Origin of the sequence: Janthinobacterium sp. GW456P, from assembly GCF_002127655.1 — a bacterium.
Taxonomy (GTDB): Bacteria; Pseudomonadota; Gammaproteobacteria; order Burkholderiales; family Burkholderiaceae_D; genus Janthinobacterium.
In genome coordinates this window covers 1-17,591 of record NZ_NEHB01000015.1, presented here as the reverse complement: position 1 = coordinate 17,591, position 17,591 = coordinate 1, and the positions used below count along the sequence as shown (strand labels likewise).

The 17,591-nt window shown below is 60.7% G+C and carries 13 protein-coding genes and 1 rRNA gene; 5 read left to right on the top strand and 9 right to left on the bottom strand.

Features of this window, described 5'->3' with window-relative positions:
- Positions 1-93: 93 nt before the first annotated feature.
- Positions 94-1,050 carry an amino acid ABC transporter substrate-binding protein gene (locus CBW66_RS15610; RefSeq protein WP_086138645.1) on the bottom strand — a complete coding sequence of 319 codons (957 nt, stop codon included), beginning with the start codon at positions 1,048-1,050 and terminating at the stop codon, positions 94-96.
- 195 nt (positions 1,051-1,245) lie between these two features.
- Entirely contained in the window at positions 1,246-3,096 is a 1,851-nt protein-coding gene (locus CBW66_RS15605) for an ABC transporter ATP-binding protein/permease (protein WP_086138725.1), read from the bottom strand.
- Between the two features lie 61 nt (positions 3,097-3,157).
- Here CBW66_RS15605 and CBW66_RS15600 point away from each other — a divergent pair, with 61 nt between their 5' ends.
- Together CBW66_RS15600 and CBW66_RS15595 are read left to right on the top strand one after the other, a co-directional pair.
- A complete protein-coding gene (locus CBW66_RS15600; RefSeq protein ID WP_086138644.1) occupies positions 3,158-3,598 on the top strand; it encodes an acyl-CoA thioesterase in 441 nt (146 codons plus the stop codon).
- A 21-nt stretch (positions 3,599-3,619) separates the two neighbouring features.
- Positions 3,620-5,212, top strand: coding sequence for an alkaline phosphatase (locus CBW66_RS15595; protein ID WP_086138643.1), 1,593 nt, complete (start codon positions 3,620-3,622; stop codon positions 5,210-5,212).
- Here the strand turns inward: CBW66_RS15595 and CBW66_RS15590 are convergent.
- Positions 5,209-6,075: a LytTR family DNA-binding domain-containing protein gene (locus CBW66_RS15590; protein WP_086138642.1), complete on the bottom strand. Its 867-nt coding sequence runs from the start codon at positions 6,073-6,075 to the stop codon at positions 5,209-5,211. The genes CBW66_RS15595 and CBW66_RS15590 overlap by 4 nt on opposite strands.
- A 157-nt stretch (positions 6,076-6,232) precedes the next feature.
- Between CBW66_RS15590 and CBW66_RS15585 the strand changes: the two genes are divergently transcribed.
- Positions 6,233-7,405 carry an acyltransferase family protein gene (locus tag CBW66_RS15585; protein ID WP_086138724.1) on the top strand — a complete coding sequence of 391 codons (1,173 nt, stop codon included), beginning with the start codon at positions 6,233-6,235 and terminating at the stop codon, positions 7,403-7,405.
- Here the strand turns inward: CBW66_RS15585 and CBW66_RS15580 are convergent.
- The 4 genes from CBW66_RS15580 to CBW66_RS15565 all read right to left on the bottom strand — a co-directional run bounded on the left by CBW66_RS15580 (position 7,402) and on the right by CBW66_RS15565 (position 14,224).
- A complete protein-coding gene (locus CBW66_RS15580) occupies positions 7,402-9,084 on the bottom strand; it encodes a long-chain-fatty-acid--CoA ligase (protein ID WP_086138641.1) in 1,683 nt (560 codons plus the stop codon). The two genes, CBW66_RS15585 and CBW66_RS15580, sit on opposite strands and share 4 nt — an antisense overlap.
- A 54-nt stretch (positions 9,085-9,138) precedes the next feature.
- Positions 9,139-10,821 (bottom strand): long-chain fatty acid--CoA ligase, encoded by a 1,683-nt coding sequence (locus CBW66_RS15575; protein ID WP_086138640.1) that lies wholly within the window; start codon positions 10,819-10,821, stop codon positions 9,139-9,141.
- 276 nt (positions 10,822-11,097) lie between these two features.
- Positions 11,098-12,147, bottom strand: coding sequence for an aminopeptidase (locus CBW66_RS15570; RefSeq protein WP_086138639.1), 1,050 nt, complete (start codon positions 12,145-12,147; stop codon positions 11,098-11,100).
- 1 nt (position 12,148) lies between these two features.
- Complete coding sequence (locus CBW66_RS15565; protein ID WP_086138638.1) at positions 12,149-14,224, bottom strand: molybdopterin-dependent oxidoreductase; 2,076 nt, start codon at positions 14,222-14,224, stop codon at positions 12,149-12,151.
- A gap of 206 nt (positions 14,225-14,430) precedes the next feature.
- Here CBW66_RS15565 and CBW66_RS15560 point away from each other — a divergent pair, with 206 nt between their 5' ends.
- Positions 14,431-15,624: a M20 aminoacylase family protein gene (locus CBW66_RS15560; protein WP_086138637.1), complete on the top strand. Its 1,194-nt coding sequence runs from the start codon at positions 14,431-14,433 to the stop codon at positions 15,622-15,624.
- Between the two features lies 1 nt (position 15,625).
- On the opposite strand, the gene CBW66_RS15555 is transcribed toward CBW66_RS15560, so the two are convergent.
- Entirely contained in the window at positions 15,626-16,510 is an 885-nt protein-coding gene (locus CBW66_RS15555) for an NAD(P)-dependent oxidoreductase (protein WP_276206267.1), read from the bottom strand.
- A 106-nt stretch (positions 16,511-16,616) separates the two neighbouring features.
- Between CBW66_RS15555 and CBW66_RS15550 the strand changes: the two genes are divergently transcribed.
- Positions 16,617-17,189: an acyloxyacyl hydrolase gene (locus CBW66_RS15550; protein ID WP_230492334.1), complete on the top strand. Its 573-nt coding sequence runs from the start codon at positions 16,617-16,619 to the stop codon at positions 17,187-17,189.
- Positions 17,190-17,451: 262 nt separating this feature from the next.
- Here CBW66_RS15550 and rrf read toward each other — a convergent pair.
- A 5S ribosomal RNA gene (gene rrf / locus CBW66_RS15545) occupies positions 17,452-17,564 on the bottom strand.
- Positions 17,565-17,591: the final 27 nt, after the last annotated feature.

Here is a 17,591-nt window from a genome sequence, read left to right as displayed (position 1 = left end):
TCCTTCGCATGCAGCTCGAGGACAGCGGCCAGCCGGCCACCCGTCCCGCAAATAAATCGGGAGGCTTGCGCCTCCCGGTTTGTTACGCAATCTTTACTTTTTCCGCTTGTCCGACGTCTTCTGCGCTTCAGGCACGGCCGCATACGCAGCCGGGTCACCGGAGTCGGTCGGATTGGCAAACACGGCCTTCAATTGCGGCGGCATGGGGAATTTCAGGTTGATGTTTTTCGGCGGGATCGGCGAGGTAAACCATTTCGCATAGATGCGGTTGATGTCGTCGCTCTTGTACAGGCGGATCAGCGCATCGTCGACCACTTTCTTGAAGGCCGGGTCGCCCTTGCGCAGCATGATGCCGTACGGCTCGACCGACAGCGCTTCCTTGGTGATTTCGTAGTCGTTCGGGTTCTTCGAGTTGGCCACTTGCGACGCCAGCAAAATGTCGTCGTTGGCTTCGGCCACCGCGCGGCCCGTTTCCAGCATCAGGAACGACTCGGGATGATCCTTGCCGACGGCAATCGTCATGCCCAGGTTCTTTTCCTTGTTCAAAATCGTCATCTGTTTGATGGTCGACGTGCCGGCCGTGGCGACCAGGGTCTTGCCGCGCAAGTCTTCCAGGGTCTTGATGTTCGAGGATTTTTTCGACAGCACGCGGTTGCCGATGACGAACATGGTCGGGGCGAATGCCACCTGCTGCTGGCGCTCCAGATTGTTCGTCGTCGAGCCGCATTCGAGGTCGATGGTGCCGTTGGCCATCAGCGGGATGCGGTTGGCCGAGGTGACCGGGCTCATCACCACTTTCAGTTCGCTCAGGCCCAGGTGCTTTTGCAGGGCCGTGACGACTTTCATGCACAGGTCGATCGAATAACCTTGGTATTGCTGCTTGTCATCGAGATAGGAGAAGGGCACGGAGCCGTCGCGCACGCCGAGGGTGACGGAACCGGCTTTCTTGATCTTGGCCAAGGTGCCGGTCAATTCCTGAGCCTGGACTGGCGACATGCTGCTGATGACGCCGACGCTGAGCAGCGTGGCGATGATTTTGGTCAATTTCATAAATTCTCCTGGGCGGACAAACGGGATCGATTCCGAACGAAACAACTGTGGTGCAGACGCCACCAATGGAATTAATTTTATTTCATTTTCAGCGCCCGACCAGCCGTTTTCTGCGATTGCCCTCAAATAGGCGCCATACGCACGCCGGAAGGAGCCCGGCTGTAGCATTTTTCCTACTGATTCCCCATTCCCGATTTATTTTGCTGGCGCCAGCCCCGCCAACTCGTCCTCTTCCGCCTCATCGTCCCTATGCGCCTGCTGGCGTTGCCACATCTGCGCGTACAGGCCATCGAGCGCCAGCAATTGCGGATGCGTGCCCCGCTCGACGATGCGGCCATGGTCGAGCACGAGGATTTGCTGGGCGTCGGCTACCGTCGACAGACGGTGCGCAATCACCAAAGTGGTGCGGTTTTTGGCAATCTCTTTCAGCTGCGACTGGATCGCCTGTTCGGCCTTGGAGTCGAGTGCCGACGTGGCTTCATCGAAGATCAGGATGGCCGGGTCTTTCAGCAAGGTACGGGCAATCGCCACACGCTGCTTTTCGCCGCCCGACAGTTTCAAGCCCCGCTCGCCCACCATGGAGCTGTAACCATCTGGCAAGCTTTCAATAAAATCATGGATCGATGCGGCTTTGGCCGCCGCCACGATGGCTTCCTTGCTGGCGCCCGGCTTGCCATAGGCGATGTTGTATTCGATGCTGTCATTGAACAGCACCGTATCCTGCGGCACGATGCCGATGGCGGCGCGCAGGGAATCCTGCGTGACGGCGCGCAAGTCCTGGCCATCGATGGTGATGCCGCCCCCATCGACTTCATAGAAGCGGAACAGCAGGCGCGACAAGGTCGACTTGCCCGAGCCGCTATGGCCCACCACGGCCGTCGTGGTGCCGGCAGGAATCTGGAAATCCACGTCGAACAGGATTTGCCGCTTGGCTTCATAGCTGAAATCCACGTGCTCGAAACGCACGGCCGCGCCCCGCGTGACGAGCGGCTTGGCGTCCGGCGTATCGGCGATTTCGCGGTTCTCGTTCAGCAGGGAAAACAATCGCTCCATGTCGGCCAGGCTTTGCTTGATTTCGCGGTAAATGACGCCCAGGAAATTGAGGGGGATATACAGCTGGATCATGAAGGCGTTCACCAGCACCAGGTCGCCCAGGGTCATCGTGCCGGCGATCACGCCCACCGTGGCGCGCCAGAGAATTAATGTCACGGCCGTGGCGATGATCAGCGACTGGCCCGTATTGAGCAGGGACAGCGAGGTCTGCGATTTCACGGCCGCCGATTCATAGCGCTGCAAGCCTTCGTCGTAGCGCTGCGCTTCATAATCCTCGTTGCCGAAATATTTCACGGTTTCATAGTTGATCAACGAATCGATGGCCTTGGTATTCGCCTTCGAATCGAGGTCGTTCATGGTGCGGCGGAAATGCGTGCGCCAGTTCGTCACCAGCACGGTAAACGTGATGTACGACACCAGCGCCACCGCCGTGATCACGGTGAACCAGATGTCGTAATGCAAGACCAGGTAGCCGAGCACCAGGGTGATTTCCACCAGGGTCGGCAGGATGTTGAACAGGGTGTAGGAAATGAGCGAACCCACGCTGCGCGTGCCCCGTTCGATATCGCGCGTCATGCCGCCCGTCTGCCGGTTCAAATGGAAACGCAGGGACAAGGCATGCAGGTGGCGGAACACTTGCAGCGCGATGGTGCGCACGGCGCGCTGCGTGACCCTGGCAAACAGGAATTCGCGCAATTCCGTAAACAAAGTGGTCGACAGACGCAGCAAACCATATGCCACCAGCAAGCCCACCGGCAATACCAGCAGCGCTTGCGGATGGGCCGCCGTGATCGTCATGGCGTCGACGAGTTTTTTCAGGATCAGGGGCACGCCCACGTTGGCGAGCTTGGCGCCCACCAGGCATAGCAGCGCCAGCAATACTCGCCATTTGTAGACCCAGAGATACGGCAGCAAGGTCTTGATGGTGGCGAAATCGCTGTGGCTGGCGGAAGCTGGCGAGCGGGGCGGCGGGGGAGTCTGGGAACGGCGCATGGCGAAGGTCGGCTTTTTATGGTTCAATCGCAGCAATTGTAGCCTTTCATGAGAATAAAAGATGAGCACCTCCCCCGCCCGCCCCGACAACTGCCTCGCCTCCGGCCTGCCCGCCGGGAAAATGCCCGAACTGCGCATGATGCCCGCGCCGTCGGACGCCAATGTGTACGGCGACGTCTTCGGCGGCTGGATCATGGCGCAGGTCGATATCGCCGGCTCGCTGCCGGCCACGCGGCGCGCCAACGGCCGCGTCGCCACCATCGCCGTCAACTCCTTCGTCTTCAAAAATCCCGTCTTCGTCGGCGATCTGCTCTCCTTCTACGCCGACATCGTCAAGGTCGGCAATACCTCGATCACCGTCAATGTCGAGGTGTATGCGGAGCGCAACCGCCTGCAGGCCTGCATCGTGAAAGTCACGGAAGCGACCCTGATCTACGTGGCGACGGACTCCGACCGCAAGCCGCGCAAGGTGCCGCCGATCGAGACCTTGTTGGCGTCCTGATTGTCGTAATCATTCCACACCATGGATGAGCAGCGCCGCATCTTCTTGCTCAGCGCTGCGCGCCTCATGGCGCTGGCGTCCGCCGGCAGCGTGCTGTCCGGTTCCAGCGCCAGCGCCGCCACGCGCCTGAACGGCACCGGCTATCCTTTTGCGCTCGGCGTCGCTTCCGGCTCGCCGTTACCCGACGCCGTCGTGCTCTGGACGCGCATCTGCCATGACCCGCTGCAGTCCGCCGCCACGCCCGCCATCGCCCTGAACGTGCGCTGGGAAGTGGCCGACGATGAAGCTTTCCGGCGCATCGTGGCCAAAGGCCAGGCCACGGCCATGCCCTCCCTCGCGCACAGCGTGCACGTCGATGTGGGCGGCCTGGCACCCGGACGCTGGTACTGGTACCGCTTCATGCTGGGCGACGCCGTCAGCCCCGTGGGCCGCACGCGCACTGCGCCCGAGCCCGGCGCCATGCCTGCCTCGCTGAAACTGGCCGTCGCCTCGTGCCAGCACTGGGAATTCGGCGCGTATGCGGCGCACCGGCACATCGCCGCGGCCGCGCCCGACCTGGTGGCCTTTCTTGGCGATTACATCTATGAATGGGGGCCGTACCAGCTGCAGCATCCAGGCCGCGCCGTGCGCACGCATGAAAGTTTTACCCTGGACGAGTACCGCGCCCGCTATGCGCAATACAAGAGCGACCGCGACTTGCAGGGCGCGCACCTGGCCGCGCCGTGGATCGTCACCTGGGACGATCATGAGGTGGCCAACGATTACGGCAACGACCGCGACGAGTTGCTCACACCCACTTTCTTGCAACGCCGCGCGGCCGCCTACCAGGCGTTTTATGAACACATGCCGCTGCGCCTGCTGCCGCTGGGACGACGCGGCTTTGTCGACATGCGCATCTACCAGCGCTATGACTGGGGCCGGCTGGCGCGCTTCCACGTGCTGGACGACCGGCAATACCGCGCCTACCACGCGTGCGCCAAACCGGGCCGTGGCGGCTCCAATTCCGTCACCACGCGCCACTGTCCCGACTTGCTGAAACCGCAGCGCACGATGCTGGGCGAAGAACAGCAGCGCTGGCTGCAAGCCGGTCTCGATGATTCCCCGGCGCGCTGGAATATCCTGGCCCAGCAAACCCTGATGGCGCAATCGAGCCAGGTGCCCATCGTGCGGCCCGGCGACGAGCGCGTCTGGACCGATGGCTGGGATGGCTATCCCATGGCGCGCCAGCACCTGCTCGACGCCTTGCGCAGCAGCAAGGCCAGCAACCCGCTGGTACTGTCGGGCGACGTACACACCTTTTATGCGACGGAACTGAGCCGCAACGCCATGCGGCCCACCGGCAAGGATAATCCCGTGCTGGCGACTGAGTTTTGCGGCACCTCGATCACCTCGAGTTCCCGCCCGCAGGCGCGCACGGACCAGTATGTGGCGATGAATCCGCACATCCGCTACGGACGCAGCGACAAGCGCGGCTATATGTTGCTGGAGATCACGCCTGAGAAAATGACGACTCTGTTCCAGGGGCTGGACAATGTGCGCGACAGCGCGTCCACCATCGCGACACTGGCCAGCTTCACCGTGCAGGACGGCAAGGCGGGCCTGCAACGCACCTAGGCTACGCTTTTCAAGGCGTCGCGGTAACGCCGGCTGACGGGCACTTCGCCGCCCGTGGACAGCACGGCGCGCGCATCGCCCGATTCCAGCGGTGCAATGGCCTGCACGAAGTCGAGGTTGACGATATAGCTGCGGTGCACGCGCAGGAAGCGTTTACTATCGAGGCGGCGCTCGATGGCGGCCATGGTCGAGCGCAGCGGATAATCGTGGCCGCGCACATGCAGGTTCACATAGTTGCCCCAGGCCTGTATCCACTCGATATCGGCAGCCGGCAGCAGAAAATCCTTGCCCAACTTGCGCACCAGGAAACGCTCCGGCTGCTGCACCGGCTCCACGGCCGGCCCTGCGTCGGGTTCGCCCAGCAAGGTCGCCTCGCCTTGCCAGCGCATCAGCAGCAACTGGTAAAAGCCCGTGAACAATAAAATGGAGAAGTAAGTACGCACATCCTTGACATATTCATAAGGCAATTCGCGCCACCAGTTACCGAAATCATAATCGCTGCCGGCGCTCCAGTACGCCAGCTTGCGCAAGGCCACCATGGCCAGCACATGCACGAGGCTGTAGACCAGCGAGGCGATCAGGTGCCAGCGCAGGTTCTGGCGCTGGAACACCAGGTGCAAGGGCCGCAGTTGGTTAGCCAGGATCACCGCCGGCACCAGCGCCAGCAGCACCAGGTTGCTGCTCCACTCCCACACGGCCACTTCCCAGAATGGCGTAGTGAGCCCGGCACGTTGGCGGTCGGTCCAGCTAATCCAGGAGTTGAGCGACGTTTGCAGCAGATACAGGACGATCCAGAAAGCTGGCTCGGCGATCTGGCGCCAGCGTTGATATATTTGCAATAAATCGGTGGAAGACAGGCGCATGGTGTCGGACGGTGAATTAGTTGCATGATTGTAAGGTCCCAAAGCCGTCCCAGCGTCACCACTCGTCACAAACAGCCCGCAATTGATCACTTTTTACTGGATCGCCCCATGCGACCTGCCTATGCTGGGCTCTTCCTTCACCAACGGACCCGCGACCATGAGCATCCATTCCCGCCGTTACGATATCGACGCCTTGCGCTTTCTTGTCTTCAGCCTGCTGATCGTCTACCACACAGCCATGCTGTACTTGGACGGTGCCGCCTTCCACATGAAGAGCAGCTACTTGACGGAAACATTGAACTTTCCCATGGTCTTTATCAACCGGTGGCGCATGGAAATCGTGTTCCTCATTTCCGGCGCGTCGTGCGCCATGATGACGCAAACGTCCAGGGGAACTTTCTTACTGCGGCGTATCAAGCGCCTGCTGCTACCCCTGCTGTTTGGCGTGCTGGTGGTGATACCCGTGCAGCCATATTGCGAGGGGGTCAGCAACGGCCTGGTCGAACCCGGCTATGGAGCATTTCTGCTCCATTACTTTGGCGGCTATGCCTGGCCGGCCGGCGCCTTTACGGGCTGGAAAACCAGTTTTACCTGGAACCATCTGTGGTATCTGGTGTATCTGTTGCTGTACACCATCGTGCTGGTGGCGCTGCAACCACTGCTGGCCAGGGCCAGGCCGCTGTTGACGGGACTGCGCGGCTGGCGCCTGTTGATCCTGCCGGCCCTGCCCGCGCTGGCGGCAACCGCATTCCTGAAACTGCGTTATCCGGAAACCCATGCGCTGGTGAAAGACTGGTACGCGCACGCCATTTATTTCACCATGTATCTGTATGGCTGGTGGCTGGGCAACGACAAGGGAGTGTGGCAAGAATTGGCGCGCTTGCGCTGGCATACGCTGCTGTTGGCGCCCTGCACGTTTGCCGTGTATCTGGGCTTTGACCTCGTATATTCGGAAAACCTGCTGACCTGGGCCTCGCTGGGTTCCTGGCCCATGCGCAACCTGTACATGTGGCTGGCCATCTGCGCCATCCTGGGCTGGTCGCACACCTTGCTGAATAAACCTTTTGCCTGGCTGCCATGGGCGCGCCAGGCCGTGTTTCCCTGGTACATACTGCACCAGAGCGCGATTATCGTGCTGGCTTACTGGCTGGTGCCGCTGAAGCTGGGCCCCGTGCTCGAACCGCTGCTGGTACTGGCTGGCACGGTGGCGATCTGCTGGCTGGGAACGTCGCTGCTGATCAGCAAAGTGAACTGGCTGCGCCCCTGCTTCGGCCTGCCCGCCAGGCCACGGCAAGCCGTCGCGGCGGACACAGCCCTGGTGGCGAATTAAGCTACCTTCTTTTCGTCGCGCAATTGACGGCGCAAGATCTTGCCGACATTCGTCTTCGGCAATTCATCGCGGAACTCGATGTATTTCGGTTTCTTGTAGGCCGTCAATTCATGCTTGCAATGCTCGCGGATCTGTTCCACCGTCAGGTTCGGGTCCTTGCGCACGACAAACACTTTCACGGCTTCACCCGCGTTGGCGTCCGGCACGCCGATGCAGGCGCATTCGAGCACACCCGGACACGACGCGACCACGTCTTCCACTTCGTTCGGATACACATTGAAGCCGGAGACGATGATCATGTCTTTCTTGCGGTCCACGATTTTGACGTAGCCGCGCTCGTCCATGACGCCCACATCGCCCGTCTTGAAGTAGCCGTCGGCCGTCATCGACTTGGCCGTCTCGTCCGGACGCTGCCAATATCCCGCCATCACTTGCGGACCGCGCACGGCAATTTCGCCCGGCTCGCCCAGCGGCACTTCCACGCCGTCATCATTCAGAATAGCCACTTCCGTCGACGGGAAAGGCAAGCCGATGGTGCCCGTAAATTCCGTGATGTCGACGCGGTTGCCCGTCACCACGGGTGACGTTTCCGACATGCCATAACCTTCGATCAACGGGCATCCCGTCAGTTTCAGCCAGCGTTCTGCCACGTTGCGTTGCAGGGCCATGCCGCCGCCATTGCACACTTTGTAGCTGGAGAAATCGAGCTTGGCGAAGTCCGCATTATTCAGCAGCGCGTTGTACAAGGTATTGACGGCCGGGAAGACGACGATCTTGTGCTTGCTCAATTCCTTGACAAAACCAGGGATGTCGCGCGGATTCGGAATCAGCACGCTCATGCCACCCAGGCGCATGCCCATCAGGGCGCTGACCGTCAGCGAGTAGATGTGATACAGGGGCAAGGCGCACATGAATCCCATCGAGGTGGCGCGCATTTCCTTGGTCATCACGGGCGCCATCCACGCCTCGTTTTGCAGCACGTTGGCGATCACGTTACGGTGCAACAGCATCGCGCCTTTCGACACGCCCGTCGTGCCGCCTGTGTATTGCAGGAAGACGATATCGTCATGTCCCTGCTGCACCGGCGTCAGGCTCAAGCGTGCACCCTCGGCCAGCACCTTGTTGAAACTGATGGCGTTCGGCAAGGAGAACGCCGGTACCATTTTCTGGATCTTGCGCACGACGAAATTGACGATGGTGCCCTTCAAGCCGCCCAGCAGGTCGCCCATGCTGGCGACGATCACATGCTTGACCTGGGTATGCGGCAACACCTGCTCAACCGTCGTGGCGAAGTTTTCCAGCACGATGATCGCTTCGCTGCCCGAATCGACCAGCTGGTGCTGCAGTTCGCGCGGCGTGTACAGCGGATTGACGTTGACCACCGTATAGCCGGCGCGCAGGATCGCGGCCATCGCCACCGGATATTGCAGCACGTTCGGCAGCATGATCGCCACGCGCGCGCCCGTCTTCAGGCCCTTGCTTTGCAGCCAGGCGCCCATCTGCAGCGACAACTGGTCGAGCTCGCGGTAGGTGAGGAATTTATCCATGCACACGAAAGCGTTGCGGTCCGCATATTTCTGGAACGACTCTTCCAGCAAATGCGTGACGGAGCGGTATTGCGTGCAATCAATCTCTGCGGGCACGCTGTCCGGGTACGACTTCAACCAAATCTTGTCCATCTCGCCTCATCTTTATCTGTAAAAGGGATGCGCCTCCTGGCGCATCCACACTGTTTATGCTGCTATCTTCGTTTCATCGCGCAGGGCGCGACGCAAAATCTTGCCGACGTTGGTCTTCGGCAGTTCATCGCGGAACTCGATGTATTTCGGCCGCTTGTAGCCCGTGAACTGCTCCTTGCAATACGCGGCCAGCGCGGCCTGGGTCAGGTTGGGGTCCTTGCGCACGACAAATATTTTCACGGCCTCGCCCGAGTGTTCGTCGGGCACGCCCACGCAAGCGCACTCAAGCACGCCCGGATGGGCCGCGATGACGGCTTCGACTTCGTTCGGATACACATTGAAGCCGGAAACGAGGATCATGTCTTTCTTGCGGTCGACAATCTTCACGTAGCCGCGCTCATCCATGATGCCCACGTCGCCCGACTTGAAATAACCATCCGGTGTCATGACCTTCGCCGTTTCATCGGGACGGTTCCAGTAGCCGCTCATCACTTGCGGGCCACGGATGGCGATCTCGCCCGTCTGGCCCAGCGGCACTTCCTTGCCGTCATCGTCGAGAATGGCGACCTCCGTCGATGGAATCGGCAAGCCGATGGTGCCGGAAAACGCCGTGCTGTCGGCGCGGTTGCAGGTGGCCACAGGCGACGTTTCCGACAAGCCATAACCTTCGATGATGGACACGCCCGTCACCTGCAGCCACTTGTCGTTGACGGCTTGCTGCACCGCCATGCCGCCGCCATTGGCGATCTTCAGGCCCGAAAAATCGAGCTTGGCGAAATCGGGGTGATTGACCAGCGCGTTATACAGCGTATTGACCGCCGGCAGCAGGTTGAATTTGTACTTGCCCAACTCCTTGATCAGGCCCGGGATATCGCGCGGATTCGGGATCAGGATATTCAGGGCGCCCACGCGCGTGCCCCACATCGCGCACGCTGTCAGGGCAAAGATATGGTACAGCGGCAAGGCGCAGACGACGATCATCTGTTCGCGGCTGTTCTGGTCGAGCGCCGCGCCCGACCACGCTTCGCTTTGCAGCACATTGGCGATCACATTGCGGTGGCTCAGGGTCGCGCCTTTCGACACGCCCGTCGTGCCACCCGTATATTGCAGAAAAGCGGGATCGTTGATACTCAGCTCGACGGGCGTGAGCTTCATGCGGCTGCCCAGCGCCAGCGCCTGCTTGAAACGCATGGCGTTCGGCAAGGAATACGCGGGCACCATCTTCTTGACGTTGCGCACGACAAAATTGACGATCATGCCCTTCAAGCCACCGAGCATTTCGCCCATGCTGGCGACGACGATGTGCTTGACGGCCGTCTTGCTCAATACTTGCTCGACCGTATGGGCAAAATTTTCCAGCACGATGATCGCTTCGCTGCCCGAATCGTTGAGCTGGTGCTCGAGTTCGCGCGGCGTATATAAAGGGTTGACGTTAACCACCGTGTAGCCGGCGCGCAGCACGGCCGCGATCGCGACCGGATACTGGAGTACGTTCGGCATCATCAGGGCCACCCTGGCCCCCTTCTTCAGCCCACGGCTTTGTAGAAAGGCCCCCAGCTGGCGCGAATAGGTATCGAGTTCGGCATAGGTGAGAAATTTGTCCATGCAGACATAGGCATTGCGATCCGCATATTTTTGAAACGCTTCTTCCAGCAAATGCACCAGCGAACGATATTGATCAGGATCGATGTCGGCGGGGACGCCGGGAGGATACGACTTCAGCCAAATTTTTTCCATCCTGTGCCTCTTGTCTCGAATAATCGTGGGGGAGCCGGCGCACCCTGCCGGCGCGGATCATTGCTGCGGATTCTGTTGTCCGGCAGTCAGTTTGAGCATTCTGACGAGCAATTGCTCTATGCTACTAATGCGATGCTATCGGGCGCCGCGCTTCCATGCAAGCGCTTTCAACAGTATTCGAGCGGCAACTCTAGGGGTATTTTATGCTGCAACGCAGCATGACAAATACACTGTTGCAGGATCGTCCGCCTCGGCGTACTGGACAATCTTTACGGGTCAGGGGCTGGACAATTGTTCCAGCGCACGCCTGCGCTCAGGCTTCTTGATCTGGGCCATTGTGTGCACTGCAGCATAAAAAGCACGAAAGTTCTTTTTTTCTTCCAGCAATTTTTTGAAGGCAGGCAAAAATTCATTGTAGGTAGACACGGAAGCCAGGTGCGCATTGCTCAAGGGCTGCTCGAACCAGCGGTCGTAACCGGCAAAACCACCCCAGTTTTTCTTCAGCACCTGATATGCGTCTTGCAATGCCGCAAACACCTGCGCCTTGCGCGCGCGCTTGTCCGCATCGCTGGCGTCGCTCGCATACACGGCTTCCAGCTCGCCCCGGTAGTGCAGCAGCAAGGCGAGGAAATCCTGGCGCCGCGCCGCGTACTGGGCGTAGGCCGCGCGCATCGCGTCATTGCCCTCGCGCGCCAGCCAGCGCTGCACGCCCGCCTCTTCCACGGCGCTGGCAAACGATTCGTTGAAGGCCGAATCGCCGGGCACGTACACCACCTGGTGCGCCAGTTCATGGAAAATCAGGCGCGCCAGTTCCGCATCGTTGTAGTTGATAAAGGTCGACAGCAGCGGGTCGTCGAACCAGCCCAGGGTGGAATACGCGGGCACGCCGCCCACCTGCACGTCGTAATGCTGGGCGCGCAGTTCGTCGGCATACGCCAGCGCCTCGTCCTTGCTGTAATAGCCGCGGTAATTGACGCAGCCGGCGATGGGAAAACACCATTGCAGCGGCTGCAGCGACAATTCCGGCGTGGCCACCACGTTCCACAGCACGAAGGGGCGCCGCAGGGCGGCGTAGTTCTTGTAGCTGCCATTGTCGGGCAAATCCAGTTCGCTGACGGCAAAGCGGCGGATCTGCTGCGCCTTGGCCAGGCGCACTTTCAGGCGCGGCTCGGTGGCCGGATCATCGAGCCAGTCACCGATGGGACGCGCGCCGGACCACAGCGCATATTGCCCCTGCGCCGCCTGCGTGTAGTAGCGCAATTGCGTGCAGCCGCCCAGCGGCAGGCACAGCAGGCCGACAAGCAAGCGGGCCGGCCAGCTTGCCATGTCAGGCAACCTTTTCCACTTCGACCAGCGTGTCGTAGAAGGTCGGCGCGCGGCCCATGTCCGTCAAGCGCTGGCTGGTCACTTCATTGGCGTTCTTGCCGTCGCTGGCGAGTTTCTTCCACCACACAGACAAGCCCACCACCAAGCCTTTCCTCGCCTTGTCCGTGACCCTGGCCTTGGCGACAAAGCTGCCGCGGTCATTAAAGATGCGCACCATGTCGCCGGCCGCGATGCCGCGCGCGGCGCAGTCGTCCGGGTGGATGTCCAGGTGCGGCTCGCCCTCGGCCGCGCGCAGGCTTTTCACGTTCACAAAGGTGGAATTGAGGAAATTGCGTGCCGGCGGCGAAATCATGGCCAGCGGGAAGCGCGCCGCCAGCGCGGGATTGCTGGCTGGCGATTCGTGCGGTGCGATATACGTGGGCAAGGGATCGAGACCCGCCTGCGCCATGGCGCTGGAATAGAACTCGCATTTGCCCGATGGCGTGGGGAAACCACCTTCGGCGAAGGGCGCTGCGGCCATGGCCAGCTTTTGCCAGCCCCTGCGCTTCAGCGATTCCCAGTCGAAATGCACGGCGCGCGCATCCGTGTTGTCGAAGGCCTTGGCCGCCAGCGCATCGTCGCTTTCCTGGAAGCACGGGTCATCAAAGCCCATGGATTGGGCCAGCAAGCGGAAGATTTCCGTATTCGCCTTCGCTTCACCCAGCGGCGCCACGGCCGCGTTGTTCGCCATCATGTACAGGTGGCCGTAGGTGGAATGCGCATCGATGTGTTCCAGCTGCGTGGTGGCGGGCAGCACGATGTCGGCGTAATCGACGGTATCGGTCTGGAAGTGCTCGAGCACGACCGTAAACAAATCCTCGCGGGCAAAACCCTGCGCCACTTTCGAGGAATCGGGCGCCACGGCCAGCGGATTCGAGTTGTAGACGATCACGGCTTCGACTTGCGGGCCGAACTCGGGCGAAGCGGCTTTCAGCAAATCGTCGCCGATGGTGCTCATGTTGATGGTGCGCGGCGTGCCTTTCAATAGATCCGGGCGCTGCAAGGCCTTGCGGTTGACGGGGAAGGAACCCGAGCTCGACAGCTGCATGCCGCCAGCCGGATGGCGCCAGGCGCCCGTCAGCGCGGGCAGGCAGGCAATGTTGCGCACGGCCATGCCGCCGCCATGCACGCGCTGCACGCCATAGTTGGCACGGATGGCGGCGCCCTCGCCAGAACGGCATGCCCGGCCGTACAGGCGCGCCAGTTCCACCACTTCCGTGGCCGTGATGCCGCAGACCTCGGCTACGCGCTCGGGCGGCCATTCCAGCGCCCGCTGTTGAAGTTCGGGATAGCCGATCGTGTATTGCGCAATATAGTCATGGTCGACCAAGTCTTCGCTGATCAACACATGCATCAAGCCCAGCGCCAGGGCCGCGTCGGTGCCCGGCAGCAAGGCGACGTGCTGGTGGCATTTCTCGGCCGTCAGCGAACGGTAGGGGTCGATGGCGATCAGGGTGGCGCCGTTGCGCTTGGCTTCCTGCGCGCGCATCCAGAAATGCAGGTTCGAGGCGATCGGGTTGCCGCCCCAGATGATGATCAATTTCGCGTTCTGGAATTGTTCCAGGTCCGTGCCAATGCTGGCGCCCACCGTGTAGCGGTAGCCGGTGGCGCCGGCCGAGGCGCAGATGGTGCGGTCCAGCAAGGAGGCGCCCAGCTGGTTGAAGAAACGCGAGGACATCGACTCGCCCTGCACCAGGCCCATGGTGCCGCAGTAACTGTACGGCAAGATCGCCTGCGGATCGCGCGCGGCGATCGGTTTCAAGCGGTCCGCGATGGTTTGCAATGCCTCTTCCCAGCTGATGCGCTCGAACTTGCCTTCGCCTTTCTTGCCCACGCGGCGCAGCGGATGCAGCAGCCGGTCCGCATGGTAGGTGCGTTCCGTGAAACGCGACACCTTGGTGCACAGCACGCCCGCCGTGGTCGGGTGGTCCGGATCGCCCTTGACGGCGGTGGCCACGCCATCGGTCACCGTGACGAGCAAGGCGCAGGTATCGGGGCAGTCGAGCGGGCAGGCGGCGCGCACTTGGGTGGTGGTCATGGGGCAATCCAAAAACGTTGGGGGAAGGCGATACTGTAAACCATTCCGCTCGCTTGCTGTTGGCGCCGTGGCAAGCACGTCCGTGCGCTGGATTTACCCGGCAAACAAGGGCTACAATGCACTATTAGCCGCGCCTGTTTTTGATCAAACAAGCGCGGTCCGGCGCGCCATACATTGCTGCGTGCCAGCATCCACAGGAGAGTCCCATGAAACTAGTTGATCCGATCTTGGCGTTTCAATCCGAGCTGCAAGGTATCCGCCGCGACCTGCATGCGCATCCCGAGCTGTGCTACGAAGAACAGCGCACCTCGGACGTGGTCGCCGCCAAGCTGACGGAATGGGGCATTCCCGTGGTGCGCGGTCTGGGCCGTACTGGCGTGGTCGGCATCATCAAAAATGGTACTTCCACACGCGCCATCGGCTTGCGCGCCGACATGGATGCCTTGCCCATGCAGGAAATGAATACCTTCGAGCATGCCTCGCGCCACCCGGGCAAGATGCACGCCTGCGGCCACGACGGCCATACGGCCATGCTGCTCGGCGCGGCCCATTACCTGGCGCAACACCGCAACTTCGACGGCACCGTTTACCTCGTCTTCCAGCCGGCCGAGGAAGGCGGTGCCGGCGCGCGCGAAATGATAGCGGATGGCTTGTTTACCCGCTTTCCCATGGATGCCATCTACGGCATGCACAACTGGCCAGGCGCGGAAACGGGTACCCTGAGCGTGGTGGAGGGTCCAATGATGGCGTCCAGCAATGAATTCCACGTCACCGTCAAAGGCAAGGGCGCGCATGCGGCCCAGCCTCACAAAGGCATCGACCCCGTGATGGTGGCCGTGCAAATCGCCCAAAGCTGGCAAACCGTCATCACGCGCAACAAGAGTCCGCTCGACACGGCCGTACTGTCGATCACGCAAATCCATGCGGGCAGCGCCACCAATGTGATTCCCGATGACGCGAGCCTGGTCGGCACCGTGCGCACCTTTACCACGCCTGTGCTGGACCTGATCGAAGAACGCATGCGCGACATCGCCGTGCACACGGCCGCCGCCTTTGGCGCGGAAGTCGAGTTCCACTTCAAGCGCAACTATCCGCCGCTGGTCAACCATGCGAAGGAAACGGCGTTTGCCGTCGACGTGATGAAAAGCGTGGTGGGCGCGGACAAGGTCAACGCAAATGTCGAACCGACCATGGGCGCGGAAGATTTCGCCTTTTTCCTGCAAGAAAAGGCCGGCTGCTACATCTTCATCGGCAATGGCGATGGCGAGCACCGCGATGGCGGCCACGGACTGGGGCCGTGCGTCTTGCACAATGGCAGCTATGACTTCAACGACAATCTGTTGCCCATCGGCGCCAGTTTTTGGGTCAAGCTGGCCGAAGCGAGCCTGCCCATCGCTTGATTCAGCTCAGTTGATCTGGACCAGTGCCCAGGCGCTGGCCCGGATTCAACGCTTCCAGGGCCAGCAAGGCGGCCGCGTGGTCCGCCGTCGGGTGGCTGGTGGCAAGGGTTTCATAGCGCTGCGTCACCAGTTGCGTCACCGGCAAGGTGACGCGGGCGGTCTCGGCCGCCGCGAGGATGTTGTGCATGTCCTTGATCTGGCTTTTCACCTGGCCGCCGGCAACAAAGTTGCGCTCCAACATGCGCTGGCCATGCACCTCCAAAATCTTGCTCTCGGCAAAACCACCACGAATAGCAGCGCGTACGGCGCTCGCATCGGCGCCGGCCGCCTGGGCCAGCAGCAAGGCTTCCGCCACGATAGTCAATGTCGCGCCGACGATCAGCTGATTGCACAGCTTGGCCACTTGGCCGCTGCCGGCCGGCCCCACCAGAGTCGGGCGCCCCATGGCCGCCAGAATCACTTCAACACGGGCGTAATCGCCAGCGCTGGCGCCAGCCATGATGGCCAGGGTACCGGCCTGCGCCCCGCCGACGCCGCCCGATACGGGTGCGTCGATGAAACCATGACCTGCAGCATGTAAAGTGGCATGAAATTGCTGGGCTTCCGACTGCTTCGTGGAACTCATATCGATCCAGATCGCGCCAGCGGGCAAGGACGGCAACGCCTCTTGCAGCACCTGCGCCACGATGGGACCGGCTTCCAGCATCGAGATGACCACGTCCGCGCCATTGACAGCCTCAGCCACGGAAAAGGCCGGCTGCGCCCCTGCCGCACGCAGGACTTCGGCCTTGCTGTGCGTGCGATTCCAAATTGTGACAGAATATCCAGCGCGTAGCAGGCACCGGACCATCGGATCCCCCATCAGACCGATACCAAGAAATGCGATTTTTGTAGAGAATGTCAATTGAACCCCTGAGATCAACAAGTGGCGAGAGCGGCATGCAAAACAAGGTGCCTGTACAAACAAGACAAGCCTAACGGCCAATTTTACGATGAAAGCCTCTATGTTCTTCAAGAAGAATCTCCTCAAATCCATCGCCGCCGTTACCGCGCTGATGGCGGCCAACGCCGGCTTTGCCGCGGACGGCAAACTGATCGACTCCGTCTACGGCGAATATGCCAAGGGCGTCAAAGTACAGATGTTGCGTGCTGGCGTGACCTCGAACTGGGATAAGGCCTGGTTTGTATCGAATGGCACGCAGCTGAGCGGTTACTGGGATGCCAGCATCGGCGGTTGGGATGGCAAGAGCTATCGCAACGTCCCTGGCCAGCATCAAAAACTGTGGGACCTGGGCTTTACCCCTGTCTTCCGCTTTGAAAACACGAATAAGCTGGGCTTCTACGCGGAAGGCGGCATTGGCGTGCACATGCTGTCCAAGCTGTACGATAACGACGATAACCGCCTGTCGACCCACTTCCAGTTCGGCGACCATATCGGCATCGGGTATGTCTTCAATAACAAATGGGAAGTCGCTGCGAAAATCCAGCATTTCTCGAACGGCGGCTACAAGAAACCGAACAGCGGCGTCAATTACATGAACGTCAAAGTCGCTTATCACTTTTAATTGGTTTGATAAATGACAAAGGCAGCGCGCAGCGCTGCCTTTTTTTTCGTCGCTTGATTCGCATTGCAATAGCCGGGGTCAGACCCTCCATGCCGCAAACGCAGGGGCTTGCGCTGTCGCTCGCGGGGGTCGGCGTAGGTCGGCTTAGCGCTGCGCGCGTAATCCGACACCACCAGCGGCGCCAAACAAGCACCACAAAACCCCCAGACGAAAAAAAACCCGACCATTGCTGATCGGGTTTTTCTCTTACTGCGAATAACAAGCCTGACGATAACCTACTTTCACACTGGTTGCAGCACTATCATCGGCGCAAAGTTGTTTCACGGTCCTGTTCGGGATGGGAAGGGGTGGGACCAACTTGCTATGGTCATCAGGCATAACTTGTACTGGCGTTTGTCCTCA